We start from the raw sequence: 26,968 nt of genomic DNA, 5'->3' as shown, positions 1-26,968 counted from the left end.
GTAAAACCGGTTCCTACTGCTTACGAAACCCGTGGAAAACGAGATTTCGCCTCCAAGTCGTCCAGATCAATGTGATTACGCATGTACATTTCACTGGCTTGGAAAATAGGTTGGTGGTCCCAAGCGATGTTCTCTCCCTCGCCAAAGGCTTTAACAATCAACCGACGGCGACGTTGGCTTATAAGCACTGCTTGGGAAATCGCGTCGCTGTCCCAGCGCTCCGCCGCCTCTTGTCGAAACTCTGCCAAGCGTGTCGCATGGGCAGGATCATTCGCCAAGTTATTTAACTCTAATGGATCGCGCTCAAGATCGTAGAGCTGGTCTGGGTCGATGGCACAGTGTACGAACTTGTAAGCGCCGCGACGGATCATAAACAATGGTGCGAGGGTGCCTTCGCCACAATACTCTCCGATGACCTCGTCATGACCGCCCTCTTGTCCTGTCACATGAGGCACCAGTGAGCGGCCGTCGATGGGCATGGCGTATTCCATCCCTTGGCCATCAGTTGCCCAATCGACAAATGTAGGCAGCAAATCCATGGTCGAAACGGATGCTTTGACTCGTTTTGGTTGGAAGCGTTGCGGTGCATGGACAATCATGGGGACGCGTGCAGAGCCTTCGAAGTAGGACATCTTGTACCAAAGGTTACGCTCACCCAGCATATCGCCATGGTCGCCTGAGAACACAATGATGGTGTCGTCCTCTAAACCGCTTTCTTTTAGTGCTTTTAAAAGCTTGCCGATTTGATCGTCAACGTAGCTACAAGCGCCGTAGTAAGCATGGCGCGCATTGCGTATGTCTTCTTCTGTGATGTCTTGATCATAGTAAGCATAAACATCTTGTAGACGGCGCGAATGTGGGTCCTGCTCTGACTCTGGGATATTCACTTGGGGTAAGTCAATTGCGTCATGATCGTAACGATCCCAGTACTCTTGAGTAATCGCATAAGGGTCATGGGGATGCGTCATGGATACCGTTAAACAGAAAGGACGGTCTTGTTTGCCACGGGCATAATCGTAAAGGTAGCGCTCAGCATGAAAGACCACCTCGTCATCAAAATCCAACTGGTTGCTGCGCACACACGTGCCAGCCTGTAGCACCGAAGACATGTTGTGGTACCAAGTTGGGCGTGTGTCGGGATCGTCCCAATTTGGGAACCAACCGTAATCGGCTGGGTAAATATCAGTGGTGAGGCGCTTTTCAAAACCATGCAACTGATCAGGCCCACAGAAATGCATCTTGCCCGATAACGCAGTTTGATAACCGCCAGCGCGCAGATAATGGGCGAACGTTGGGATGTCGGCGGGGAAGTCAGCGGCATTGTCCCAAGCCCCAATGCGGGTTGGCAACTGCCCCGTCATTAGGACATAACGAGAAGGCGCACACAGAGGGCTATTGCAGTAAGCCGAATCAAACACGACCCCTTCGGCAGCTAACGCCTCGAGGTGCGGAACTTTGGCGGTTTTACCCCCGTAGAAAGGCAACGCCGATGCGGCCATTTGGTCGGCCATGATAAATAGAATATTGGGCGCTTTGCGGGTTGTCATGCAACACTCCATACGGCTCAAAAAATAAGTTGAAATAATGTTACTGCGCAGCGTGTAAACCAGTTATAACTAGGTTGAACCTTATAAAAAGGCTTGTAAACTGACTGAAAAGTTATGAATGGGATAAGCTGAACTTATGCTAACTGAAAACGACATGCCGCCTTTACAAATGCTGGTTGTGTTTGAGTCCTCTGCACGACACCTAAGTTTCACTGCTGCAGCGCGAGAATTGGGCACTACTCAGCCGGCTATAAGTCAGCAAATCAAAGCCTTAGAGGCGTTTTTAAATACGCAGCTGTTTCGTCGCGTCTATCGTGGCGTGGAGCTTACGGACGATGGGCACCTGCTACTAAAAACGACACAAGCGAGTTTGAGCGAGCTGCAAAAAACCTTGCGATTTATTCGTAAAAAAACCAAAACGCCGCGCATTAATGTCGCGACGGACTTTGCTTTTGCCGCCTATTGGTTGATGCCACGCTTACCTGAGTTTCGCAAACAGCACCCAGAAATAGAGATTCGCCTGCACACCGCACAAAACAACGTGGACGTGGGACTGCAAGACATCGACCTCGCCATTGTCTTTAGTGATGGCATTCACAAAGGCTTTGTATCGGAAAAACTGTTCGAAGAAGAAGTCTTTCCAGTATGTAGCCCAAAACTCCTGGAAGAGTACGGTCCTTTTCAACAACTGGCAGACATCAGCAACGCTCCTTTACTGAAACTGCATGCAGAGTCGGATGAAAAATGGATGGTCTGGGAGCGCTTGTTTGAGCTTCACAACGATATTCTCTCACCTTTACAAACCGTCATGGAATTCGACAATTATACTTTGCTGTTGCAGGCCGCCATTGCTGGACAAGGTGTCGCATTGGGCTGGGGGAATCTAGTTGACGATATGCTAGATAAAGAACTTTTAATCGCCTTCCCTGCTTTTAGTACACGGTCTTCGAATGGCTACTATTCGGTGATCCCACCTTCTCGTGGAGATGACTCGGTTGTGCAAATCTTTAAGGAATGGCTTCACAAAAAAACCGCACCGTTTCCGGTGCGGTAAAGTCGTCAGGATTGCGATGGATGAACACCGCTGACGAGGCAAATAAAAGCTAGACTAATTTAATACGCTACGGTTGATTGCAGATTCAGGGTCAAAACTGTCTACCGGCTTGTTCTGCGCTTTTGCTGTCCACTGCCAAGTGGTGGCAAGGCGTTCTGGAGTGAGGGCGCCCATTCCGTCGCGCTCAGACACAGCGTTAAATACCAGCCCCTTGATGGATTTAATCGTATCGGTCGCGGTCGCAGCATCCACTTCTGGTACCATGTCATGAACAATCTCACCACTTTCTTCTGGGTGCGACCATGTGTAATCAATGGCTTTTGCGTAGGCTGAAACAAAGCGCTTTGCCACATCTGGTTGTTCTGACAAGAATCGATCAGAGCCAATGATGGATGTCGCGTAGAAGGCTAGACCAGCATCGTACCAAGGCATTACCTTGATGGATTTATCGGCAACCTGAGCTTGGTGCTCGTATTTCACCGTATCCGTCACCCAAGAAATCACCACATCTGTGTTGCCTTGAATTAGCATGGCATTTAATGCACCTGGATCGGCTTTGGTTAACTTGATGCTGTCTTCCGGCACGCCGTTTACGTTAAGGAGTAGAGGTAAAAACACGTTTGAAGAGGTATAAGGAGATGTGGCGATACGCTTACCCTCTACGTCTTTTACGTTCTCAATATCGGAATCCTCTAACACAAAGAAGGCGTGAGGGGCTTCACTGAAGACTGAATAGACGGCGCTAACAGGCACTTCGTTTTCTGCTTTGGCCATCAATAGAGCCACTAAATCACTTAAGCCCATATCGGCGTTGTTGGTGGCTAGCTTGGTAATGGCGTCGTTTGATCCACGTCCAGTGGCGACGCTGACGTCTAGGCCTTGCTCATCAAAGAAACCTTTTGCAAGCCCCACATAAATCGGTGCTTTATCCCCTCCAGGTAGCCAATCAAGCTGGAAACGAACCGCATCCGCTGCAAACGCAGAAGCGCTAACAGAGGTTAGACCAGCCAAGGCAAGAGTGCGGGCAATAGTGTGTTTTACAAGATGGAATTTGGACATAGTGAGACTCCGAAATGATCGATTAATCCGCTAGGCGGAATGAACACGACAAAGTCACGAAGTCGGTGTGGATGAGGGCGAGAGGATCGGGGTTACACAGCGAGTACAACGGCTGTCACTTCCCATTCCACACGCCGCTTCGGCATCGTCGAATGGGAGTGAGCAATGCCCGGGTATCATCAATACCTGACCGCTTCTACTCATCTCCAATGGGCCTATGTAGGAGGCCTTGGTTATGACAATGCAAGCGATAGGCCAACTTTACTTCCATGATCGACGACGTTTTAAGGTTTTGTTGCACTATAACGGGACATTATTAGAGGTGGTCTAACCGTTTTGGTGATAGCAAGCCATGAAATTTACGTTTCATGCTGGTATAAGATTTGCTTCTTATTCTAGTGGGTCGCCTTCGTGTGCGACACTTTACTTTGTACCCTATGCAAAAGAGTAGAAGCGGTTAGCATCGTTATGACGATCAAGACATTGCTCTTTCCAACTCAGGAGAGGACATGAGCCGCTATCTCATACAGAACTTACACGCTATGCCGACCGTTGCGGGTTCGGCCAACAGTATTCGCATCCAAGGAGATGTGATCACCGCCATAGGTGAAGACTTACCTTTAGAAGATGGAGAAACCGCCATCGATGGCCGTCATTGCGTGGCTTACCCAGGTTTTGTGAATACCCATCATCATCTTGCTCAGTCTGTGCTAAAGGGCATTCCTGAGGGGCGTCAGGTTCCGTTAGGTGAATGGTTGGCGCAAGTGCCTTATCGCTACTGGCCCAAAATCACTCCAGACGATATGTATGTAGCTGCTAAAGTCGGTTTTTATGAATTGCTGCGCTCTGGTGTCGCCACCTGTGCGGACCAGCATTATTTGTATCATGCGGGGACTTCCCCTGAATTGGAGGATGCGGTTTGGCAGGCAGCAGAAGAGTTGGGAATTCGCTTTGTCTTGTGTCGCGGGGCCACTACGACCACTGGCAGCCATCGAGGTATGCAGGGCAATCGAATTCAGCCAGAAACCTTAGATTTGGCCATCAGTCGGATGGAAGCCAGTCGCCAGCGTTACCATGATGGTTCAGACCTGAGTATGCGACGCTTGGTGGTGGCGCCTACTAGCCTAGTGCACACCTCTCCTAGAGACGATTTGCTGGCCTTTGGGGAGTTTGCCAAAGCTCACGGGCTAAAACGCCACACCCATCTGTTAGAAGTCAGCTACGACGAACAAGTAGCACAAACACAACATGGCATGAGTGCTGTGGATTACGCCGATTCTTGTGGTTGGCTTGGGGAAGATGTTTGGTTTGCCCATCTGGTGAAAGCAGATCGTCCAGCCATTGATAAATTGGCTCGGTCTGGGACTCGTATAGCCCATTGCCCTACGTCTAATAGTCGCCTTGGCAGTGGCATTGCCCCAGTGATTGACATGGCAAAAGCGGGTATGAAAATTACCCTAGGGGTAGATGGTTCAGCGTCCAGTGAAGGTGGCTCCATGCTCCAAGAAATGAACTTTGCTTGGTTGCTACACCGCACCCAGCATGGAGCAGATGCTACCAGTCCAGAAGGTGTCATGGGGTGGGCTACAGAAAATGGCGCTGACCTCCTTGGGTTTAAAACGGGCAAACTGGCCTTGGGCTATGGGGCTGATATTGTCTTGTATCGCTTGGACAGTCCTCGTTTAGCTGGCATTCACCAAAGTGAATGGGCACCTGTAATGGCAGGTGAGCCCAGTGAGATTCATATGAGTTTTGTAAATGGTAAGCCCGTCGTTCAAGGTGGGCGTGTTCTAGGTGTGGACGAGCAGCAACTGACACAGGATGCCATGAACGTGGTCCAGCGCCTGAAGAGTCTTGTAAATAGCTAAAACCTCTGGCGATAGATGAAGGATCTGGTAGGCTGATAATTTATTATTAAAGTAAGCTTGAGCCAGACCAGATCATGATCGCCAGTCTTTCGTTTAGTTTGGAGTCCAATGAGACGCCAAGGTATCAGCAATTACAGCAGCAGCTGCTTGAAGCCATTGAGCAAGGCCGCTTGGCGGTTGGGGATAAGTTGCCTTCTAGTCGTACTTTCGCCCGTTCTTTAGGGGTGTCCCGCAGTGTGGTGATTCAAACCTATGAACAGTTGATTGCGGAAGGGGTGCTGCGCAGTGAGCCAAAACGTGGGATTTTTGTTGCGCCTGTGGAGCGTATTTCGGTCAGTGCGGAACCGGCTGCAACATTGGTTGAGTCGTCTCGCAAAGGCGGCTTTGATTCTGGGGTGGATGTCAGTCAGTTTCCGAGTAAGGAGTGGGCGGCCAGCATGCGCCGTGCTTGGTTGTCCCCTGATCCCAATGTCTTGATGGGCAGCTACCGAGCGGGCTTGCCGGCACTGCGCCAAGCGATCGTGGCATACTTGTACGCTCTACGCGGCTTGTCGTGCTTACCTGAGCAAGTGGTGATCACTGCCGGTAGCCGAGATGCCATGGCGTTGCTAGCGCATGCCTTGCAGTCCTGTTGCCGACATTGGTTCTTAGAAGAACCCACCTACCCTCCTCTGCATGCAAGTTTGGCCAATGTTGCGGTGCAGCCTTTGGCGGTTCAGAGCGATGGCGCTTTGCCTCCTACTCAAGTATCCGATTGGGCGGCAGTGCTCACCCCTAACCGACAATATCCTCTGGGCATCAGTTACAGTTCACCCGTTCGAGAGCAATGGCTGGATGCATTGCAAGCCGGACAGGGTTTTATCATCGAAGACGATTACGACAACGAGTTCTTGTATCAAGGTCGTGCATCGGTGCCTTTGATGCAGTTAGCGCAACATCGAGGCTCAGCCCAAGAGCGTATTTTCTACGTTGGGAGCTTGTCTAAGGTGTTGTTTCGAGGGCTACGCATGGGATTTATCATCGCGCCGTTATCCCAAGTCGATCGCCTGCTATCCAGTCAACAAGCCTTAGGTGTGTCGGCTTCTCTGCCGATGCAGCCCGTTGTGGCAGACTTTATGACAAATGGCAGCTTCTATCGGCATTTAAACCGTATGAGACGCCATTATCGTGAAAAAAGGGATGCTCTATTAGCTTTGTTGTCTCAGCATTTGGAGCCTTGGTTTGAATGGGATAAGCCAAGTGGCGGCATGCATGTTATCGCGTATTTCAAAAGCCATATCCGCCAGCCCGAGCAAGTATGGAGACAGCTTGATCAGGCCTGTGCTGAGCAGGGGCTCGCCTTATCATGGCTGCATCAGCACTATCATTCCCTGCCTGAGCCATTGCCGAGACCTGGTTTGTTGCTCGGCTTTACCGGTCCAAGCACTGAGCAACTGGATCAATGGGTGCGTTTAATTGCCCTGCACGCGAAAAAAATAATGCTTTAGTGCTAGATAAATACAAATGATAGTTATTATCATTAGCGCATTGCTCACACTTAGCGAGGGTTTTCCATGGAAGATTGGAAGCGTGTCATTGTTGCTGGTAATCAAGCGTTTCAATGTGGTGAAAATGCCAAGGCTGCTGACTATTATCAGGAAGCGTCTGATATTGCTTTGGAGATGATTGACTGTTGGTACGACACCGAAGCCGCCATCAATGCGCTGGTGGTCAGCGATTTGAACCTAGCTGAGACCCAGTGCCGACTGGAACAGTTTGAGCAAGCCATCGATACGTACGCTTCTTTGAGTCTGGCGCTGCGTAAATTTCAGTGTAGCTTTGCTCCCAGTAATCCTATTGTTGGCATTGTGGCGCGCTCGCTAACCCAAATTAAGCAAGAGTTTCTGACGCTGACGAAAGTCTACGCTTATGACATTCTGGCCATCCCTCGTGCCAAGGCGGCACCGCATTCATTACTAGATTGCGCGACCTAAGACGCTTATTTGCTAGCCCTGCTTGAAGAGTGCCTGATGTTTACTAAAACGGTGAGATTTGAGCACGGCTAGCCGCCGATAAATCGGTTTATCTTGGTCAATTACTCCGTTTTTTGTGAGTCTTAATTCACTTCTTCTCTTTATCAGAGTGATATTTTTAGCGCGAAATGCATGGATGACTGCAAAATACTCATGCGAAGTGCGTACTAATTAACCACATTCTGATGCCATATTATTAGTTGTTATTACTGAAGTTTTTCAAGTTATCCCTATTTTACCCACCTATTCGCGACCGTTCCGCGCAAAATTTACGCCAAATTACCCCCTAATTAAGTTGTATGACTTTTTGTTGTTTGGGTGCTTGCAAGGTCATTTGTATGATGTATGATTTATTACGTTCTCTAGATCATTCCAACTGCTTCTCATAAAGTGAACGACAGTATGGAAGTCAGGAACGGATTTCTCGTCTTTAATACAAAAACAACTACGGGACAGGACTATAACTATGAAAACTCTGATGACTACCGCTAAAGTTGCCTTGCTTGCTGGTTCGGTGGCTGCGGCACCTGCGATTGCCTTTGCTGCGGACAACCCAATTCGCGGTAACATCCGCATCGTGATCGGCTCAAAATCTACAGGTGGTGACACCTATCAAGCGTCTTCTATCATTGCTGAAGCATTGGCGGATAAGATCGACGCAAACATCAAAGTGGATGCTGTAGGCTTCTCTGCGGGCTACCAAGCTCTAGCACGCGTACCAAGCGGTAATACATTGATGATTTTCCATGATCAAGCCTACCTTGGTCACCTATACAAGCAAAAAGGCTACGAAGACCCATTCAAACAATGGCAAATCGGCCCTTCTTTTGCGACCAACCCAGGTAACGGTTACCTCGTACCAAAGAATTCTCCATACAAAAACATGGATGAGATCCTGAATGCAGCCGGCAACGGTCAAACCATTCGTGTGGCGATCCAACCAGGTGGTGTATCGGAAATCGGTTACACAGCGATGAAGAACGCGGTACGTCTTGCTTACCCAGGCCAAGAAGACAACCTTGTAGCACTTAACACAGGTTCTCAGTCTGACAAAAACCAAGCGATGTTTGATGGTCTTGCTGACGTGATCAACGGTAGTGTGCAGGCGAATGAGCAATACACACGTTTGCCTGCGGATGATCAAAAAGCGATGAACTTTGTTTGGCTGACAGCGAAGTCTTCCACCCTACAAGGTGCAAATCCTGAAGGTATGGGTCAAACATCGCGTGATGAGTTGCTGCAATACGCATCTGGCTTAGGCGTTAAAGTGCCAATGGATGCAGAAAACGATTTCACGTTCGATAAAGAGTTTTTCTTCCTGTACAACAAACGCATGTCTCCAGAAGTGGTTGCATTCCTAGACAAGGCTTTGGCTGATGTCTTTGCGGATGGCAAAGTACAAGAGACATTGAAGAAGTCATTCTTCATTCCAAACTTCCGTACCTCTGCTGAGGCACAAAAGCACTTCCAAGCGAAGCGTGATAGCTACGCGAAAATTATCGAGAACCTACACAAGTAGTATCCAGATAGTCATGCCCCGCAGGCGCTGTCTGTCCTGCGGTGGCATATGATTTCCTCGAGAGGATTGTTATGTCTTGGTTTTCCTCACTGAATACCGTTGTCATCGACTTTGATCAGTCACACCTATTCTTCCCGCGCATCATTTTGACATTGATTGCGGTGCTTGGCCTGGTGATCGTGGTGACGAATGCTCGCCCTGTATTGCGTGCCATACGCTCAGGACGCTATCAGTTTTTTGTTAAAAATGCGGACTTCTTCCGCTTAATCGCAACCTTGGCTTTGATTCCAGGTTATTTCTGGATGATGGATTTTATCGGCTCCGTTTTGCCGAATATGGGACTTGGTTTCTTATTGGCGTCTATTCCTTTTGTCTTCCTTATGTCGATGTTGTATTGCCATGAAAAGACGCGCCGTAACGTCACCATTATTGTGGCCAATGCGTTGCTTGCCCCGACCTTTGTTTGGGTAGTGCTCTATCACTTCTTCCTTGTATCGATGCCTTAGGCTAGTGGAGTGACACGATGGAATTTTTAGAATTACTTTCGCCAGCTTTCTTCTTGCTAGCGGCGGCTGGGTCGATCATCGGTATTATCTTTGGTGCGATTCCAGGCATGACAGCGACCATGGCGGTTGCGGTGTGTTTGCCTTTGACCTACACGTTGGGTTTGCAAGAAGGCTTGGCACTTTTGCTCGGTTTATACGTGGGTGGTATTTCAGGTGGCTTGGTGCCAGCGGTGTTATTGAACATCCCAGGAACACCGTCTTCGATCACCACTACCTTTGATGGCTACCCAATGGCACAGCGCGGTGAAGCAGAGCGTGCCTTGAAAACATGTATCGTAGCATCGTTGTTCGGTGGCTTTTTTAGTGCTGTGATCTTGTTCTTTTTTGCGCCGGTCTTGGCGGATTTTGCGATTAAGTTCTCGTATGTTGAGAAGTTTTTGATGATCTTCTTTGCCATGTCTGTGATCGCATCTTTGTCGAAAAACATCTTGATGGGGGTCTTCAGTGGTCTGATTGGTGTGTTGCTAAGCTTGATCGGCACTTACGATGTATCGAACGGTGGTAACGGTGAGTACCGCTTGATGATGCCATTTATGGAAGATTACTTAGCTTACGGCTTCTCTCTACTGCCTGTGTTGATCGGCTTGTTTGGTATTTCGACCATTATTGAAGAAGCGGAAAAGGGCGTTACAGAAACCTCCCATGAGAACAAGGTGAACCTATCAAAAGGTAAGCCGTTTAGTTTCTCTATCTTTAAAGGTCAATTCGGCAACTTATTGCGTTCATCTTCGATCGGTACGTTTATCGGTATGCTACCGGGTATCGGTGGTAGCGCGGCGTCGATCTTGGCGTATACGCAACAAAAGAACTTATCTAAACAGCCTGAAAAACTTGGCAAAGGTGAGCCAGAAGGCTTGGTTGCATCTGAGTCTGCAAACAATGGTTTGACCGGTGGTGCTTTGATTCCTCTATTGTCCCTAGGTATCCCTGGTGACAGTACCACGGCGGTATTGATCGGCGCCTTCACCTTGCAGGGCTTACAAGTTGGCCCACTGTTTATTGGTGAGAACATCGATACGTGGTACTCCATGATCACGGGTCTGATGTTTGCCAACATCATCATGTTCATAGTGATGTTCTATGCCATTCGTTACATCGCAAAAGTGGTATTGATCCCGAAATTCGTGCTGTACCCAATCATCGTGATGATGTGTGCGGTGGGGGCTTATGCCATCAACTACGGCATCATGTTTGATGTATGGACCCTTTTGATCTTTGGTGTAGCGGGTTGGATCTTCACAAAGATCGGTATCGAAATTGCGCCATTGGTGATCGGCTTTATCTTGGGCAGTGCCGCAGAAGTGTACTTTGTTAAGAGTCTTGAGTCCTATGGTGAGTACTCGATCCTGGTCACTAAGAGCCCAATTGCGATGGTGCTGTGGGGACTGATCATCCTATCCATTGTGTTGTCCGTGATGATTCATAAGAAAAGTAAGAAGCAAGCCCAGCAGGAGAGCGCATCATGAGTTCCTCTTATGTCCTGATTAAAATTCACGACAGCGATAACGTTGCCATCATCCTGAATCAAGGGGGTGCACCAAAAGGCGCGGAGCTACCAGGTGGTATTACCTTGATCGAAGATGTGCCACAAGGCCATAAAGTCGCCTTGGTGGACATCGAGACGGGCGGGCAAGTGCGTCGTTACAACGAAGTAGTGGGCTACGCCAAGCATGAGATCAAACAAGGTTCTTGGGTTTCTGAGAAAGTGGTTGATATGCCGACGCCACCAAAGTTAGACGAGCTGCAATTAGCGACTCGTGAGAAGCCAAACTTTGAACCATTAGAAGGTTACACTTTCGATGGCTACAAGAACCCAGACGGCTCAGCGGGTACGAAAAACCTACTGGGTATCAGCACCAGTGTGCAGTGTGTGGCGGGCATTACCGATTACGTGGTGAAGCTGATTAAGAAAACCTTACTGCCCAAATATCCTAACGTGGATGGCGTGGTGGCTCTTAATCATACCTATGGTTGCGGTGTGGCGATCACTGCGCCTGCGGCGATTGTGCCGATTCGAACTTTGCAGAATATGGCGAAGAACCCGAATTTTGGCGGCGAAATTATGGTCGTCGGGTTGGGCTGTGAAAAGCTATCGCCATCACGTTTGCTGGAAATCGATGAAGAGCAAGCCGTCAATCTGTTACCTAATTCTGAGGCTGCGAAAACCCTAGAAGATCACGTGGTCAGTCTGCAAGACGAAAACCACCACGGTTTCCAAGATATGGTTGATCACATCATGGAGATGGCCGAAGCCCACCTTGAGCGTTTGAATAAACGTCGCCGTGAGCCATGTCCGATCTCAGAACTGGTGGTCGGTATGCAATGTGGCGGCAGTGATGCGTTTTCTGGTGTGACTGCGAACCCAGCTGTGGGTTACGCGTCGGATTTGATCGTACGTGCTGGTGGTTCGGTGATGTTCTCCGAAGTATCTGAAGTGCGTGATGGCATCCATCTGTTAACGCCTCGTGCCGACACGGTGGAAGTCGGTCAAGCATTGTTGCGAGAAATGCAGTGGTTTGATGATTACTTAAGCCAAGGCAAAGCGGATCGCAGTGCTAACACCACGCCTGGCAACAAAAAGGGCGGTTTGAACAACATCGTTGAGAAGTCATTAGGCTCGATTACCAAATCCGGTAACAGCCCGATTGTCGATGTATTAAGCCCTGGTGAACGTATTCGTAAGCGTGGTTTGAACTTCGCCGCGACGCCAGCCAGTGACTTTATCTGTGGCACCTTGCAGTTTGCCTCAGGCATGAACATCCAAGTCTTCACCACCGGCCGTGGCACGCCATATGGCTTAGAAGTCGCGCCAGTGATCAAAGTGTCCACCAACTCCACGTTAGGTAAGCGTTGGCACGATCTGATTGATATGGATGCAGGACGCATTGCGAGCAAAGAAATTACCTTAGAAGAAGCGGGGTGGGAGCTTTTCCACCTGATTCTGGACGTGGCTTCTGGCCGCAAACAAGTGGCTGCGGACCGCCTTGGCCTGCACAACGATTTGGTGCTGTTTAACCCTGCGCCAGTGACCTGATTTTAAATTGGTAAATAGCATTGCTATTTAATTGTATAGTTGTATGATGTATTACAAATAACATCATACTAGTAAGCCGATAGGCTCTAATCAAATAACAACAAGAGAGGAAAACAGCATGGCTTTTTCTGTAGAACAAATTCGTGAAGCACTAAGTGATGGTCTTTTATCTTTCCCTGTAACGGACTTCGACGCGAACGGTAAATTCAACGCGGAGACTTACAAAGGCCGCTTGGAAGCGTTCATCGAGCACGGCGTTTCATCGATCTTTATCGCAGGTGGTACCGGAGAGTTTTTCTCTCTAGACGAAGAAGATTTCCGTGAAATCGTTGAAGTGTCTGTGGCAACTGTAAAAGGTCGCGTACCAGTGATTGCCGCAGCAGGCCGCAGCGTAAAAGACGCGTCTAAGTTCTCGAACATTGCCGCAGAAGCTGGCTGTGACGGTATCTTGCTGATGCCTCCTTTCCTAACCGAATGTCCTGAAGACGGTATCGTTGAGTACGCGACCGCCGTGATGCAAAGCGCAGACATTCAGTTTGTTTACTACAACCGTGGTAACGGCATCCTAAGTGCTGAGTCTGTGAAAGAGTTGGCAGCACGCAACCCGAACATGGTTGGTCTAAAAGATGGCGTGGGTAACATCGCGGCATTGAACGACACCATCAAAACAGTAGGTGATCGTCTGGTGTACATCGGTGGTGTACCAACGGCGGAAATCTTCGCGGAAGCTTACCTGTCTATCGGTGTGAACACATACTCTTCTGCTGCGTACAACTTCATGCCTGAAATGGCGATGAGCTTCTACAAAGCGTTGCGTGCGGGTGACAAAGCAACCGTGACACGCATTATCCAAAACTTCTTTATCCCATTCTGCCGCCTACGTGACACGAAAAAAGGTTACGCTGTGAGCTTGATCAAAGCGGGTGTTGCATTGCAAGGTATGCCTGCGGGTGACGTACGTCCACCGCTAACGATGCCAAATGATGCAGACCTAGCAGCTCTTAAAGCGATCATTGATCAGAACAAATAAGCGAATCACGGGAGAGCATGCTCTCCCGTTTGCTCATTGAGTGGAGAGAAATATGTTTACCACCATCAAGAAAATGGAAGTCGTACCGGTTGCAGGCTACGACAGCTTCCTACTGAACCTAAGTGGCGGTCATGCGCCTTGGTTTATCCGTACGGTCGTTGTACTTGAAGACAACGATGGCAACCTTGGTTTAGGGGAAATCCCAGCGACCGACAGCATCATCTCAACGCTGGAGCGCTGCAAGGAATTGATCGAAGGTCAGAGCGTTGGCAAGTGGAAGTCGATTATTTCGTCTGTACGCAGCGCCATTTCTGGTCAAGAAGATGACGTACGTGGCAACCAAACGTTTGACCTACGTACTGCGGTACACGTGATTACCGGTATCGAGTCGGCGTTGTTGGACCTTGCGGGCAAAAACATGGGCTTGCCAGTGGTCGAGCTACTAGGTCAATACGGTCGTCAGCGTGATGAAGTGGAAGCTTTGGGCTACTTATTCTTCCTAGGGGATCGTAAGAAAACCGATCTACCTTACCCAAGCTATGACAACCCAATCGACGCATGGGATCGTGTGCGTGGTGAAGAAGCCCTGACCCCAGAAGCGATTGCCAACTTAGCAAAAGGTGCTTACGAGCGTTACGGCTTTAAAGACTTCAAACTAAAAGGCGGCGTACTAGACGGCCATCAAGAAGCAGATTGTATCCGTGCTTTGCACGAAGTCTTCCCTGATGCGCGTTTAACGCTTGACCCGAATGGCGCTTGGACATTGGATCAAGCCGTGGAATACCTAACGCCGATCAAAGACATCCTAAGTTACGCCGAGGACCCATGTGGTCAAGAAGGTGCTTGGTCAGGTCGTGAAACCATGTCGGAATTCAAACGCCGTACTGGCCTGAAAACAGCGACCAATATGATCGCGACGGACTGGCAGCAATTCCGCAACGCGGTGCGCTTGGATTCTGTGGATATCCCATTGGCGGATTGTCACTTCTGGACCATGCAAGGTGCGGTAGCCGTCGGTGAGCTATGTAACGAATGGGGCATGACGTGGGGTTCTCACTCTAACAACCACTTCGATATTTCCCTAGCGATGATGACGCACGTTGCGGCGGCTTGTCCGGGTGAGATTACTGCCATTGATACCCATTGGATCTGGCAAGACGGTCAACGCATCACAAAAGACCCATTTAAGATTAAGGGTGGTAAAATCGCGGTTCCAACGACCCCTGGTTTGGGCATCGAATTGGATCGCGAAAAACTGATGGAAGCGCACGAGCTATACAAATCCCTGACCCTCGGTCAGCGTGATGACAGCATGGCCATGCAATTCTTAATTCCTGGTTGGACATTCAATCCTAAGAAACCAACGCTTGTTAGATAATGCGCTCTAGGATAATGTTCTATAAAAAATAACGGCATGAGTTCCATGGGCAATATTGATAATTTAAGTAGTACACTCCGAGTTCAACGATTAAGTAAAGGTGACAGCCTTGCTACTACGGTGGCGAAACAGCTGGAAGCAGAGATTACCTCTGGGCGTATTCAAGTGGGGAATAAACTCCCAACGGAAAGTGCGCTGTGTGACCTTTTTGGGGTGAGCCGAACGGTTATTCGAGAAGCCATTACACAACTCAAGTCGTTAGGATTAGTGGAAACCCGTCGCGGGGTGGGCACCACGGTAACACGTTCTATGTCGAGCGAAACCGTGTTTGCTTACAACGTTGACCCAACGGCGATCAAAGACATTTTGCATATTCTTGAAATACGTATGAGTGTCGAAAGTGCCGCCTGTGCATTGGCGGCCGAGCGTCGTACCGAAGCCGACTTGGCAAAAATGGAACGTCACTTTAGCGAATTCGATGCCGCACTTGCGCGTGGCGAATTGGCCCGTAAAGAAGACTATGAATTCCATTTAGCGATCTGCCAAGCGACCCACAATCCATTTTTTAAACAGTTCTACGAACAGTTTAATAAGAACGTTATCCCGCGAGCGAACTTGGTTAACTCAAACTTGGATCATGTAGCCAGTGAAGAGTATTTGAATCGAGTGCGTGCAGAGCATGAGGCGATCCTGACCAGTATCCGAGCCAAAGACGCGGATGCTGCCAAAGAAGCCATGCATCAACACTTGAGTCGTGCTTACCTTCGCTACGAGCGCTATAACGAATCGAACTCGTTTGATTAACCTCTCGATGAACCAATTAAGCCTAGCGACGCTGGGCTTAAGAGCTCAAAAAGGGGATACAAATGGAAGCTTCTCAACTTCTTCAAGGCACATTACTGATCGCTGGTCAGGAAACAAAAGGCTCTCTTAACGCGATCCACGCAGTCAACCCTGCAACCAACGAAACCATGGAACCGGCTTACCTAGGCGGTACCAAAGAGCAAGTTAACCAAGCCGCTCAAGCCGCTTGGCAAGCGTTCGACACTTACCGTGCTACCACACCGGAAGCGCGCGCTACTTTTCTAGAAACCATTGCTGATGAAATCCTTGCCCTAGGCGATACCTTAGTACAGCGTGCGATGGCCGAGTCTGGCCTACCACAAGCGCGTATCGAAGGTGAGCGTGGCCGTACCATGGGCCAATTGCGTTTATTCGCAGGCGTAGTACGTGCTGGTAAATACCTAGACGTGCGCATTGATCCAGCGATGCCTGAGCGTACTCCTCTGCCACGTAACGATTTACGTCTACAGTACATTCCGTTAGGTCCTGTTGCGGTATTTGGTGCCTCTAACTTCCCATTAGCGTTTTCGGTTGCGGGCGGTGATACGGCTTCTGCTCTAGCGGCGGGTTGTCCAGTGATTGTGAAAGCGCACTCAGCACACCCTGGTACAGCAGAACTCGTGGGCCGTGCGATCACGGCGGCAGCGAAGAAAACCGGCATGCCAGCTGGCGTATTCTCATTGATGTATGGCTCTGGCCGTGAAGTGGGCTCTGCCTTGGTTGAGCACCCACATATCAAAGCGGTTGGTTTCACGGGTTCTCGTTCTGGTGGCGTGGCGTTGATGAACATCGCGGCAGCTCGTAAAGAGCCGATCCCTGTGTACGCTGAAATGAGCTCGATCAACCCAGTGTTCTTGATGCCTAATAAGCTTGAGACACAAGCCGAAGCGGTTGCTAAAGGCTTTGTGGGCTCTTTGATGATGGGTGCAGGTCAGTTCTGTACTAACCCTGGTCTTGTGGTGACATTAAACGGCGCAGGTAGCGATACCTTCGTGAATACCGTGATGTCGGAAATCCAAAACCAAGGCACGCAAACCATGCTGACGCCGGGCATCTACCAAGCCTACTGCGAAGGCGTAGCGAAGCTTGCGGACAATACCAGCGTTGAACTCGTTGGCAAAGGTCATGAAAGCGATGCGCCAAACCAGTGTCAGCCACATGTTTTCAAAACTTCAGCACAAGCGTTCCTAGCGGATCCTTCCATGGAAGACGAAGTCTTCGGTTCGACGTCATTGGTGATCCAGTGTGCCAACTTAGATGAGTACAAAGCGGTGGCAGAACACTTGGAAGGTCAGTTAACAGCGACCATTCAAATGACTGACGACGATGTGGAAGCGGTTCGTGCTCTGCTACCAACCCTTGAGCGCAAAGCTGGTCGTATTCTGTGTAACGCTTTCCCAACGGGTGTGGAAGTGTGTCATGCCATGGTTCATGGTGGCCCATTCCCAGCAACGTCTGACTCTCGTACCACATCGGTGGGCAGCGCGGCGATTGACCGCTTCGTACGCCCTGTCTGTTACCAAGACCTTCCTGTGGCGTTGCAACCTGCGGCGATTCAAGATGCTAACCCTTTGAATGTGCCTCAGTTACTAGACGGCAAAATGAAGTAAGCCTGAATGGCTTGACTCCAAACCTCGCTATTGGGGCACCTAGAGGTGCCCCTTTTTTATTCAAGGCCTTAGCCCATTTTTAGGAGTGGAGTATGGAAGCGTCTGCTTTTGCGGCAATCTTGGATGTATCCGCCCCAGTACTGCTATTGATTGTCGTGGGGGCATTTTTGCGTGCTCGACACGTGATCGATGACAGCTTTATTTCGTCTGGCTCACGTTTTGTGTTTGCGGTGGGTATGCCAACCTTATTGTTTTTCAGCATGTTGGGGGCAAATCCAGGCAGCTTAATGTCTTGGCAGATGCCAGTGTACTTTGCACTGGGTATATTGCTGACGTTTGGGTTTGCGTGGTGGCTTTCTGGGCGTTTGAAGATGCCGGACTCTGAGCGAGGCGTCTTTATTCAAATCGCCTTTCGTGGCAACACGGGTGTCTTTAGTCTGGCATTGGTTGTCAACATGTTTGGGGAAGAGGGCGTGGTGATCGGTGGTGTGCTGGCCAGTATCACCTCGGTTTTGTTCAACATCCTGGCAGAAATCGCTTTATCCCGTTATCAAACCAATCACGATGTCAGCATCAAGCAGTTGCTAGGCACCATCGTACGCAACCCTATGATCGTCGGTGTCGTGGCGGGTATTGTGGTGAATTTTGTTGGCTTACCCATTCCAAGCCAAGTGGTGACCGCAGGCAAATATTTGGGTGGTGTGACCTTACCCTTAGCCTTGCTCTGCATCGGTGGGTCCCTAGCCACGAGTAGATTTGTGCTTTCCAAAACCGTTGGCGTTGCGATCGCTATCAAAGTACTGATAAGCCCGATTATTCTGACCTGTGGGGCCGCGTTATTGGGTTTTTCCGAGCACGAACAGCTTTACCTATTTTTATTCTTTGGCGCACCTGTGGCGGCGTCAGCCTACGTGGTCTCTGTTGCCCATGGCAGTGATGGCAAGCAAACCGCGAACGCCATTGCCACATCGACGTTACTTGGCTCCCTCGTAATCGTTGCGATAGCACCACCGCTGTTGGCGTGGTTGTCCTAGAAAAACCTAATAAAAGGAGAGAACGATGAAAGACATTGATGTATTGGTGGTATGGCCGATTCGCCCTGATCAAATGGCGGTGTTAGAACAGACCTATCGCGTGCATCGCTACGATTTAGCGTCTGATGTGGAGAAGGCGCATATGATCGATAGCGTTGGAGAGCAGATCCGTGCTGTGGTGACCACACACGGTGGCGGCTTTGAAAAGTCGCTGCTTGACCGTTTGCCAAATCTTGAAATCGTAGGTTGTGCCAGTGTTGGCTTCGATACGCTATGTGTCTCGGATTGTCAGGCACGAGGGATCCCTGTGACCCATACGCCGGATGTGTTAACCGATGACGTGGCGGACATGGCCATGATGCTATTGTTGGCTACCCTAAGACGCATGTTGCCCGCGGTGGATTGGATCAAGCAAGGTCACTGGGTAGAGCAAGGCATGATGCCACTGAACACCTCCCTGAAAGGCAAGACACTCGGCATCGTTGGGTTGGGGCGCATTGGTCAGGCCATCGCCAGCCGAGCTGAAGCATTCGGGATGAACATCAGTTACTACAGTCGCGCGAAAAAAACGGACGTATCTTACAAACATTACGATGACCTGATGACGTTGGCAAAAGACGTTGATGTGCTGGCTCCCGTTATCCCTGGAGGTTCCGCAACACAAGGTTTGATTAGCCGCGAAGTGCTGACTGCACTAGGACCAGACAGTTACTTCGTCAATGTTTCCCGAGGCTCCGTGGTCGATGAAACGGCTCTAGTAGAATTACTGGCGCAAGGTGCTATCAAAGGCGCGGGTCTAGATGTGTTCGTGGATGAGCCAAACGTCCCCGACGCCTTACTAAGCATGGACAACGTCGTACTCCAACCCCACTGCGCCAGCGGTACCTTTGAGACCCGCGCCGCCATGGCACAACTGGTGCTGGATAACCTCGCCGCTCACTTTGGCAACAAACCACTGCTGACGCCGATTCAGTAATCTCTATCGTGGTGTATGGTTAACAAGCTCTACGCCACGATTGCTTCACAAACTACTCAGTAAAATACTGGTTTCGCTGTTTAAAATCCCTTCCACTTCACGTACTCGTCTAAGAACACGATCAAACTCTCCAAGACTGGTGGTTTGTAACTCGGCCACTAAATCCCATGCGCCGTTGGTGGTGTGCAGTTTTATCAGTTCAGGGATGCCGCGTAATTTCTGAATCACTTGCGAGGTAGATCGCCCTGCGACTTCGATCATCATGATGGCGCGTACGGTGTCTTGTTCTAACTCCTCATGAACGCGAATGGTAAAGCCCAAAATAGCGCCGCTTTGCGTTAATCGGTCTAGACGGTTTTGTACTGTTGCTCGAGACACGTTCAACTGGCTGGCCAATTGTGAAATGGAAGCGCGACCATCTTTGCGCAGTTCGGCAATTAGAGCGCTATCCAGCGAGTCATAAATATAGGGTTTCATCAAAGAGCCTTTTAGTATTAATCAAAATGCCTAACGTAGGTTGTCAAATTGATAAATAATAAATCAATTTGCATAAATTATTGGCATTTTAACTGGCGGGGCTGATTTCTAACATAGTGTCCCTACACTTTTTAAAAGAGGGACTTCGATGAGTATTCAAGCACCAAAGCAGGTTGTGATGGTTCGCCCCCATCATTTTCGTGTCAACGATGCCACCTTAGAGGACAACGCCTTTCAGCGTTCGGTTCATCATACGGATGTGTCTAAGCAGGCGTATATTGAAGTGAGCCAAGCCGTCGAGAAGCTGCGAGCTCATGGCATTACGGTGCACCTCTTTGAAGATAAAAGTATCGACACGCCTGACTCCGTCTTTCCCAATAATTGGTTTTCGACTCACCATAGCGGCACCTTGATCACCTATCCCATGCGTGCGGAAAACCGCCGCAGAGAATATCGACAAGATGTGCTGGAAACACTGTGGCAGCAGTATGGACTTGAGCACGCCAAAGACTTGCGTCACTTTACAGACCAACAACGCTTCTTGGAGGGAACGGGGTCGATCGTCTTTGATCATGTGAATAAGTTAGCGTATATGGCTCGCTCACAACGTACTGATGACGATCTTTTGAAAGACGTGTGTGACTTTCTAGGCTACGAAGCCGTGATATTTGACGCTTATGATGCGCAAGGTACTCCGGTGTACCACACCAACGTCATGATGTGTGTTGGGACGCACTTTGTACTGATCGGCTTAGACATGCTAGAGGCTACTCAGAGAGCGTTGTTGTGCCAACGTTTCGAGCGCAGTCAGCAAACGGTGATTGCATTAACCCATGAGCAAATACAGCATTTCTGTGGCAATGCTATCGAGCTACAAGGCAAAGAGGGCGCGCTGTTGTCACTCTCGCAAACGGCTTATGATGCACTCACGATTGAACAACGAGCAACGATTTCACAGCATGCCACCTTACTACCGTTATCGGTTAGCACTATTGAAGCGGCCGGCGGCTCCGTACGCTGCATGATTGCTGGAGTGCATGGTTAAACGGGAATTCGATAAAGCCAAATCGCTGCTGCTAACGTATAAGGGCTGACGATTAGGAGGTCAGTTTATGTTTCGTGCAGTATGGGTTTTATTGGTGGTGTTGCTGACAGGGTGTACGTCTGCACCAAAAGGCATTGAGCCGGTGCAAGAGTTTGAGTTGTCGAAGTACTTAGGCACTTGGTACGAAATCGCTCGTTTGGACCACAGCTTTGAGCGTGGTTTGTCTAACGTCACGGCGGAATACAGCTTACGAAAAGATGGCGGTGTACGCGTGATTAATCGAGGCTATTCGGCAGAAGAAGGGAAATGGGAGCAGGCCGAAGGAAAAGCCTATTTTGTTGAAGATAGCGACACAGGGTATTTAAAAGTGAGCTTTTTTGGACCATTTTATGGGGCTTACGTTGTGTTCAATTTAGATGAAAACTATCAACAATCCTTTGTTTCTGGACCCGATCGCTCGTACTTGTGGTTCTTGTCTCGCACCCCAACGGTCTCTGAAGCTGACAAGCAACGCTTTATCCAAGCTGCACGGGCAAAGGGATTTGATACCGATGAATTGATCTTTGTTGAGCAGTGAAAAGAGCGTTTATAGACTGTGTAAGTTTGTGCAAAGTAACGCAAATGCCGGAACATCGCGTTATTTTAGTGCTCAAATATAGCCATAACCCAATAGTTAAGGATTATGGCTATGAATCTAAGTAAATTGCTTAATCAAGCGCTCAGCTCATCAGCATTAAAGCAAGTCACCCAGAAAGTAGGTAGCTCAAGCTCATCTTTGGGGGGCAGTGATACATTGAAAAAAATGGGCATGGGCGCAGTGGGTGGCAGCCTGCTAACGTCTTTACTGAAATCAGGCAAAGGATCAACCTTGTTAAAAGTTGGTGGTGCTGCAGCCGTCGGAGCCTTGGCATATAAGGTCTACAACGACTACCAAAAAGAGAAAGCCCAGCCACAGCAAACCGAAGTTTTCCACGAAACGGATCAACAGCATCCTACCATCATCTTAAAAGCCATGATTGCCGCCGCCAAAGCTGACGGTCATATCGATGCAACGGAAATGGCACATATCCATGAAGCATTGGCTCAGGCCAATATCGGCGCTCATGAACAAGCCTTCCTAGAAGGGGAAATCAATAAACCTCTCGATCCAACAGAGATCGCTGCCTTGGCGACAACCCCAGCCTTAGCATCCGAAATTTACCTAGCGTCATTGCTCGTGGTAGATGAACAAAACGCTATGGAAGCCATGTACTTAAATGAACTGGCGCGTCAGCTAAAACTCGATACAGAAATGCAGAAGCGCCTGGTTCTCGCTAGCGGTGAGTAATCTCTGATTTCATTGCTTAGGCTGGTAGGCGACTACTCTGAATCACTGCCTTTAAACTACGGGTTGCTTGAGTGACGTTGTCGGCATGGCTAATCGCGGAGACCAGTGCAATACCATGTACGCCTGTGGCGGCGATATCGGCTAGGTTGTCGTGTCGAATTCCACCGATGGCGACGATGGGTTTATCGTAGACCGCTAAGGCTTCTTTTAGACCATTTAGGCCCCAGTGGTATTGGGTGTTGGTTTTGGTCGGTGTGGGGTAAATAGCGCTTAAGCCAATGTAATTAATGGGCAGGTGTTTGGCTTCTTCCAATTGTTGCCAGCTCTCGATTGAGAGCCCTAGAATTTTCTCTGGTCCCAATAAATATCGTGCGTCATGCACGGGCATATCGCTTTGTCCGAGGTGCACGCCATCCGCATTCACGGCTAGGGCAACGTCGACGCGATCATTGATAATAAGCGGAACGTTGGCAGCTTTGAGTATCGGCTGAATGGCGCGGGCACGGCGAATAAAGTCACGTACATCGTGATGCTTCTCTCGAAGTTGCACCATAGTCACCCCACCGGCGACCGCTTGAGTGACGACGCGTACTAATGTGTCGAGGTCTTGGTTATCGTCGGTGACGAGATACAGTTCGTAGGGTGACATGGTGTTTCCTTCTAAAGCATTAGGTCAGTTGCGACAGTTTTAAGCGCTGCGTCAGTGTGTCGGCATCTAAGTTATACAAGGCATCGAGCAGGGCTACCTGCAGACTGCCAGGGCCTTTGGTCTGCTCTGCGGCGATTTCCCCAACCACACCCATGACCGCTGCGGCGGCTAATCCGCTGGTTTCACCTATGGCTGCGAATGCGCCGGTGATCGCGCTGAGTGAGCAACCTGTGCCAGTCACTTGCGTCATCATGGGATGGCCATTGTTCAGCGCAAAAGTGCCTTCATTGCTGACGACGTAGTCTGTTGCACCAGAGATCACAACTTGTGCTTGGTATTGCTCAACCAATTGCTTGGCCGCCTCCAATGCGGCTTCGCTAGGGTCTTGCGAATCAACACCTTTCCCTTGGGAGGTTTGTCCCGCTAACGCAATGATTTCCGAAGCGTTACCACGGACGATCAGATGCTTGGCAAGGGCGGCCAACTGGCGTGCAGTGTTGGTACGTAAGCTGGTCGCCCCACAACCCACTGGGTCGAGCACCACCGGCTTGCCCGCTTCATTGGCTTGTTCCACGGCAAAGGTCATACGCTCAATCCAAGTACGATCCAAGGTGCCAATATTGATCACCAAGGCGCCAGCAAAGGCCATCATCTCAGCCATTTCTTCTCGTGAATGCGCCATGATGGGTGAGGCGCCGATGGCGAGCAATGCATTGGCGGAGTTATTCATCACTACATAGTTGGTGATATTGACGACTAATGGCGCTTGTTCGCGCAGTTGCGCCAGCGCAGTACAAATCGCGTTTACGTTCATAGATTGGCTCCGGATTGGTTAAGGCCTTGTTGCCAAAAGGCAATTTCCATACGCGTGGCCGTGCGGAAGGTTTCAATTAGCTGCTGGCCCTTTTGGCTGCTCAGCTCGATATCAGCGAGCAATTTATTAAAGTGCGTTGCGCCTTGTGCCACATGGGATTGGAAGTCATCGCCACTGTAGAGCTTGAGCCACGTTTGGTAGGGGTTAGCGTCCCATACAGTGTCAGATTGTTGTGCCAGTTGATGACCGATGGCGGCGTAACCAATGGAACAAGGGGCTAGGGCTGCATAGAGGCTGACCAGGTCGCCACTCATACCAGCGTCCAACACAAAGCGCGTGTAGGCCACAGTGCCAAAGTCCTCTGGCTCTTGTTCCATATCTTGTTCGCTAATGCCCCATTGCTCGCACCATGCCACATGGTGGGCGATTTCACTGTCGAGCAATGCGTGCACTGTCGGCAACGATTGGCGCATGTCTTCTAGGCTGTTGGCTTTATAAATGGCCAAGGCATAGGCTCGTACATAGTGCTTGAGGAACAAGAAGTCTTGCTTCAGATAATGCAGAAAGCTTGGTTTTGCTAAGGTGCCTTTTGCTAATTGCTGTACAAAATCATGTTCCGTATAGGCTTGCCACTCTTGCTGGCACGCCTCAATCAGGTCTTGATACTGCATGGTGGCTCCTAGTTAAGGCTTGGCACGTAGTCTTGGGCTTTTGGTAGCGATTCGATGATGCCGTGCTCAAACATAAACTCGGCGTAATCATCGTAACGGGCCAAATCAATCGCCGCTGGACGCAGGGCAAAACGCGTTAAGGTGTCTTTCCATGCTAGAGCATTCAGCTCGTTGTCCAAGGTATCAGGAGAGTAGGCGATGAATTCTTTCCAAGCCGCTTTTGGGTGGTTTACGATGTAGGTGGTGGCTTTTTCGAGCGCTCGGTTAAAGGCTTGAATCGACTCCTTATCGTAGGTTTTGCTGTTCGCCACAAACACCAATTCATCGTAGGCCGGTACACCGTGCTCTTCTGGGAAAAACGCTGTCGCAGCGTAGTTTTCAAGCTTTAGCTGATTGGTTTCAAAGTTACGCAGACCACCCCAAATGGCATCCACTTTGCCAGAAGCCAACGATGCCGACAGGGACCAACCAACGTTGATGATCTCGACCTCATCCCACATCACACCATGGTGTTTAAGCATGGTGCCAACGGTAGCTTCTTCTGTACCAGCGATGGCAATACCGATCTTCTTACCTTTTAAATCTGCTGGCGATGTAATCTTGCTATCGTCCATCACCATCAAGGTATTCAGCGGCGTCGCAATCAAGGTAGCAGAGCGGATCAATGGCAAGCCCGCTGCCACATCAATGGTCAAAGTGGGCTGATAAGAGATCGCCATATCGACTTTGCCCGCAGCGACCAGCTTGGGTGGCATGCTTGGGTCAGCTGGCTCTTGAATGGTGACGTCTAGGCCTTGTTCTGCAAAGTAGCCCTTTTCCTGAGCAATCACGATAGGGCCATGGTTAGGGTTCACAAACCAATCCAGCATCAGCGACAGTTCATGGTCGGCTGCCAACAATGATGAGCTGGCTGATAGGCCAAGCAGGGCAGTGGTGCTGAAACGTGTATAAGTATTCATAGAGATCATCCATCCTTATTGAGAATGCCAAGGTAACGAGCGTTTTAATAACCAATCGACACTGAAATACAGGGCGACCGAAAACAGAGAAAGAATAAACAGCGCAGCGAACATTTCGTCGATGCGCATACGGGCATTGGCCTGCAACATCAGGTAGCCAAGGCCCGCGCTGGAGCCAACCCATTCGCCCACCACCGCGCCAATCGGTGCAACCACCACTGCAACACGAAGTCCTGAACCTAAAGCAGGCAAAGCGGCAGGCAATTGAATATGCCAAAGGGTGCGCCAGCGGTTCGCGTTAAGGGTTTGGGCGAGATCCAGATAGCCTAACGGCGTGCTGCGAAGACCATCGAAACAACAGGTGGTCACAGGGAAGAAGATAATAATCGCCGCCATAGCGACTTTTGAGGCGATGCCATAGTCCAGCCAAAGCATCAAAATCGGCGCGATGGCAAATACTGGAATGGCTTGGCTGGCAATCAAAATCGGCAGCAACCATTGTTTTACCGGACGAAACAGCAGCATCAGCAAGGCGAAACACAAACCAATGCTGACACCGAGGGCGAGCCCGATCAGTACTTCTTGTGCCGTGACCCAGGTATGTGACCAAAGCATTGGCCAGCGTGAGATCAACACCTCGAACACAGCTATGGGAGCAGGCAAAATAAAGCTGGGTAACGACCAGATCAGGATCGCCCCTTGCCATAAACCCAGTATCACAAGACTTGCTGTGGCACCACGAAGCCAATTAGACATGCTCACCTCCAAGTCGATGCAAAATATCGTTTTGAAGTGCGGCGCTGTGTTCATCCAATTGCCGAGGCGGTGTGGATGCTAAACCCGCTAAAAGGTGTGCGTTGGCGGGGGAGCCTTCCATCACGTAAATCTGATGTCCCAAGCGCACCGCTTCTTGCGGATCGTGGGTCACCAGCAACACGGTTTTGCCTTGTAGTAGCTCGAATGAAAGGCTTTGCAACTTGTGGCGCGTGACCGCATCTAAGGCAGAAAACGGCTCATCCATTAATACAATGGGGCGTTCTTGCAGTAAGGTTCGCGCTAGGGCAACCCGCTGGCGCATGCCACCAGAAAGCGTGTGAGGGTAGTTATTGGCGTACGCCTTAAGGCCTACTTTTTCCAGCAGTAACAAGGCTTTATCACGCAGATCTTGGGACAAGCTGCGACCTTGTAAGCGTTCGGCAATGCAGACGTTATCAAGTACAGACAGCCAAGGCAGCAGTAAATCCTGCTGCGCCATGTAAGCAATATTGCCAGACAGTGGTTGGCCGTCTGTCTCGATTTTTCCTTGCCATTGAGCCTCTTCCAGTAAGCCCGCAAGCTTGCGCAAAATCGAGGTTTTACCACAGCCACTACGGCCCAATAAACACGTCCATTGCTGTGCTGGCAGCTGCATGACTAAATCCTGCAATACGGGCTTTGCGTGTGTTGTGTAGCGCAGCGCATCGGCCTGAATCGAGATCGCAAATCCTTGGCTCATA

26 protein-coding genes are annotated in these 26,968 nt (G+C 49.8%); 17 read left to right on the top strand and 9 right to left on the bottom strand.

The window, feature by feature from the left end; translation table 11 throughout:
- Positions 1–20: 20 nt before the first annotated feature.
- On the bottom strand, positions 21–1,547 hold the full coding sequence (betC, locus tag C8D85_RS07830; RefSeq protein ID WP_133561368.1) for a choline-sulfatase: 1,527 nt from the start codon (positions 1,545–1,547) through the stop codon (positions 21–23).
- 136 nt (positions 1,548–1,683) lie between these two features.
- On the opposite strand from betC, the gene C8D85_RS07825 reads away from it, so the two are divergent.
- Positions 1,684–2,601: a choline sulfate utilization transcriptional regulator gene (locus C8D85_RS07825; RefSeq protein WP_133561366.1), complete on the top strand. Its 918-nt coding sequence runs from the start codon at positions 1,684–1,686 to the stop codon at positions 2,599–2,601.
- 54 nt (positions 2,602–2,655) lie between these two features.
- Here C8D85_RS07825 and C8D85_RS07820 read toward each other — a convergent pair whose 3' ends face one another.
- Entirely contained in the window at positions 2,656–3,660 is a 1,005-nt protein-coding gene (locus C8D85_RS07820) for an ABC transporter substrate-binding protein (protein WP_133561364.1), read from the bottom strand.
- Between the two features lie 509 nt (positions 3,661–4,169).
- Between C8D85_RS07820 and C8D85_RS07815 the strand changes: the two genes are divergently transcribed.
- The 13 genes from C8D85_RS07815 to C8D85_RS07755 all read left to right on the top strand — a co-directional run bounded on the left by C8D85_RS07815 (position 4,170) and on the right by C8D85_RS07755 (position 19,530).
- Positions 4,170–5,528 carry an amidohydrolase family protein gene (locus C8D85_RS07815; RefSeq protein ID WP_133561362.1) on the top strand — a complete coding sequence of 453 codons (1,359 nt, stop codon included), beginning with the start codon at positions 4,170–4,172 and terminating at the stop codon, positions 5,526–5,528.
- Positions 5,529–5,602: 74 nt separating this feature from the next.
- Positions 5,603–7,015, top strand: a complete 1,413-nt coding sequence (gene pdxR, locus C8D85_RS07810; RefSeq protein ID WP_133561360.1) for a MocR-like pyridoxine biosynthesis transcription factor PdxR — start codon at positions 5,603–5,605, stop codon at positions 7,013–7,015.
- Between the two features lie 66 nt (positions 7,016–7,081).
- A complete protein-coding gene (locus tag C8D85_RS07805) occupies positions 7,082–7,501 on the top strand; it encodes a hypothetical protein (protein ID WP_133561358.1) in 420 nt (139 codons plus the stop codon).
- A 505-nt stretch (positions 7,502–8,006) separates the two neighbouring features.
- A complete protein-coding gene (locus C8D85_RS07800) occupies positions 8,007–9,059 on the top strand; it encodes a type 2 periplasmic-binding domain-containing protein (RefSeq protein ID WP_133561356.1) in 1,053 nt (350 codons plus the stop codon).
- 71 nt (positions 9,060–9,130) lie between these two features.
- The gene (locus tag C8D85_RS07795; protein WP_133561354.1) at positions 9,131–9,565 is read left to right on the top strand and encodes a tripartite tricarboxylate transporter TctB family protein; all 435 of its coding nucleotides are present in this window, start codon (positions 9,131–9,133) and stop codon (positions 9,563–9,565) included.
- A gap of 17 nt (positions 9,566–9,582) precedes the next feature.
- Positions 9,583–11,091 carry a tripartite tricarboxylate transporter permease gene (locus tag C8D85_RS07790; RefSeq protein WP_133561352.1) on the top strand — a complete coding sequence of 503 codons (1,509 nt, stop codon included), beginning with the start codon at positions 9,583–9,585 and terminating at the stop codon, positions 11,089–11,091.
- Complete coding sequence (gene garD / locus C8D85_RS07785; protein WP_133561350.1) at positions 11,088–12,659, top strand: galactarate dehydratase; 1,572 nt, start codon at positions 11,088–11,090, stop codon at positions 12,657–12,659. Before C8D85_RS07790 ends, garD begins: the two co-directional genes overlap by 4 nt.
- A gap of 118 nt (positions 12,660–12,777) precedes the next feature.
- Complete coding sequence (locus tag C8D85_RS07780) at positions 12,778–13,689, top strand: 5-dehydro-4-deoxyglucarate dehydratase (protein ID WP_133561348.1); 912 nt, start codon at positions 12,778–12,780, stop codon at positions 13,687–13,689.
- A 52-nt stretch (positions 13,690–13,741) separates the two neighbouring features.
- A complete protein-coding gene (locus C8D85_RS07775; protein WP_133561346.1) occupies positions 13,742–15,067 on the top strand; it encodes an enolase C-terminal domain-like protein in 1,326 nt (441 codons plus the stop codon).
- Between the two features lie 45 nt (positions 15,068–15,112).
- Positions 15,113–15,871, top strand: coding sequence for a FadR/GntR family transcriptional regulator (locus C8D85_RS07770; protein WP_133561344.1), 759 nt, complete (start codon positions 15,113–15,115; stop codon positions 15,869–15,871).
- 62 nt (positions 15,872–15,933) lie between these two features.
- Positions 15,934–17,520: an aldehyde dehydrogenase (NADP(+)) gene (locus C8D85_RS07765; protein ID WP_133561342.1), complete on the top strand. Its 1,587-nt coding sequence runs from the start codon at positions 15,934–15,936 to the stop codon at positions 17,518–17,520.
- A gap of 92 nt (positions 17,521–17,612) precedes the next feature.
- Positions 17,613–18,554, top strand: coding sequence for an AEC family transporter (locus C8D85_RS07760; RefSeq protein ID WP_133561340.1), 942 nt, complete (start codon positions 17,613–17,615; stop codon positions 18,552–18,554).
- A 25-nt stretch (positions 18,555–18,579) separates the two neighbouring features.
- Positions 18,580–19,530: a 2-hydroxyacid dehydrogenase gene (locus tag C8D85_RS07755; RefSeq protein ID WP_133561338.1), complete on the top strand. Its 951-nt coding sequence runs from the start codon at positions 18,580–18,582 to the stop codon at positions 19,528–19,530.
- A 45-nt stretch (positions 19,531–19,575) separates the two neighbouring features.
- On the opposite strand, the gene C8D85_RS07750 is transcribed toward C8D85_RS07755, so the two are convergent.
- On the bottom strand, positions 19,576–20,007 hold the full coding sequence (locus tag C8D85_RS07750; RefSeq protein WP_133561336.1) for an Lrp/AsnC family transcriptional regulator: 432 nt from the start codon (positions 20,005–20,007) through the stop codon (positions 19,576–19,578).
- A gap of 148 nt (positions 20,008–20,155) precedes the next feature.
- Between C8D85_RS07750 and ctlX the strand changes: the two genes are divergently transcribed.
- The 3 genes from ctlX (at position 20,156) to C8D85_RS07735 (ending at position 22,379) form a co-directional block, all read left to right on the top strand.
- On the top strand, positions 20,156–21,052 hold the full coding sequence (gene ctlX, locus C8D85_RS07745) for a citrulline utilization hydrolase CtlX (RefSeq protein ID WP_133561334.1): 897 nt from the start codon (positions 20,156–20,158) through the stop codon (positions 21,050–21,052).
- 67 nt (positions 21,053–21,119) lie between these two features.
- On the top strand, positions 21,120–21,629 hold the full coding sequence (locus tag C8D85_RS07740; RefSeq protein WP_133561332.1) for a lipocalin family protein: 510 nt from the start codon (positions 21,120–21,122) through the stop codon (positions 21,627–21,629).
- Between the two features lie 111 nt (positions 21,630–21,740).
- A complete protein-coding gene (locus C8D85_RS07735) occupies positions 21,741–22,379 on the top strand; it encodes a tellurite resistance TerB family protein (RefSeq protein ID WP_133561330.1) in 639 nt (212 codons plus the stop codon).
- A gap of 16 nt (positions 22,380–22,395) precedes the next feature.
- Here the strand turns inward: C8D85_RS07735 and thiE are convergent, their stop codons facing one another.
- Genes thiE through C8D85_RS07705 form a run of 6 tightly spaced genes read right to left on the bottom strand, consistent with a single transcriptional unit; the run spans position 22,396 to position 26,967 of the window.
- Positions 22,396–23,028: a thiamine phosphate synthase gene (gene thiE, locus C8D85_RS07730; RefSeq protein WP_133561328.1), complete on the bottom strand. Its 633-nt coding sequence runs from the start codon at positions 23,026–23,028 to the stop codon at positions 22,396–22,398.
- Between the two features lie 19 nt (positions 23,029–23,047).
- A complete protein-coding gene (gene thiM, locus C8D85_RS07725) occupies positions 23,048–23,842 on the bottom strand; it encodes a hydroxyethylthiazole kinase (RefSeq protein WP_133561326.1) in 795 nt (264 codons plus the stop codon).
- On the bottom strand, positions 23,839–24,513 hold the full coding sequence (gene tenA, locus C8D85_RS07720; protein WP_133561324.1) for a thiaminase II: 675 nt from the start codon (positions 24,511–24,513) through the stop codon (positions 23,839–23,841). The genes thiM and tenA overlap by 4 nt, the downstream gene beginning before the upstream one ends.
- Positions 24,514–24,521: 8 nt before the next feature.
- Positions 24,522–25,472, bottom strand: coding sequence for an ABC transporter substrate-binding protein (locus C8D85_RS07715; protein ID WP_133561322.1), 951 nt, complete (start codon positions 25,470–25,472; stop codon positions 24,522–24,524).
- Positions 25,473–25,487: 15 nt separating this feature from the next.
- The gene (locus C8D85_RS07710; RefSeq protein WP_211342158.1) at positions 25,488–26,228 is read right to left on the bottom strand and encodes an ABC transporter permease; all 741 of its coding nucleotides are present in this window, start codon (positions 26,226–26,228) and stop codon (positions 25,488–25,490) included.
- Positions 26,221–26,967: an ABC transporter ATP-binding protein gene (locus C8D85_RS07705; protein ID WP_133561318.1), complete on the bottom strand. Its 747-nt coding sequence runs from the start codon at positions 26,965–26,967 to the stop codon at positions 26,221–26,223. Before C8D85_RS07705 ends, C8D85_RS07710 begins: the two co-directional genes overlap by 8 nt.
- Between the last annotated feature and the right edge of the window lies 1 nt (position 26,968).

The sequence above is a fragment of the Marinomonas communis genome (assembly GCF_004363305.1).
GTDB lineage: Bacteria > Pseudomonadota > Gammaproteobacteria > Pseudomonadales > Marinomonadaceae > Marinomonas > Marinomonas communis.
This window is presented reverse-complemented; position numbering and strand designations above follow the sequence as displayed.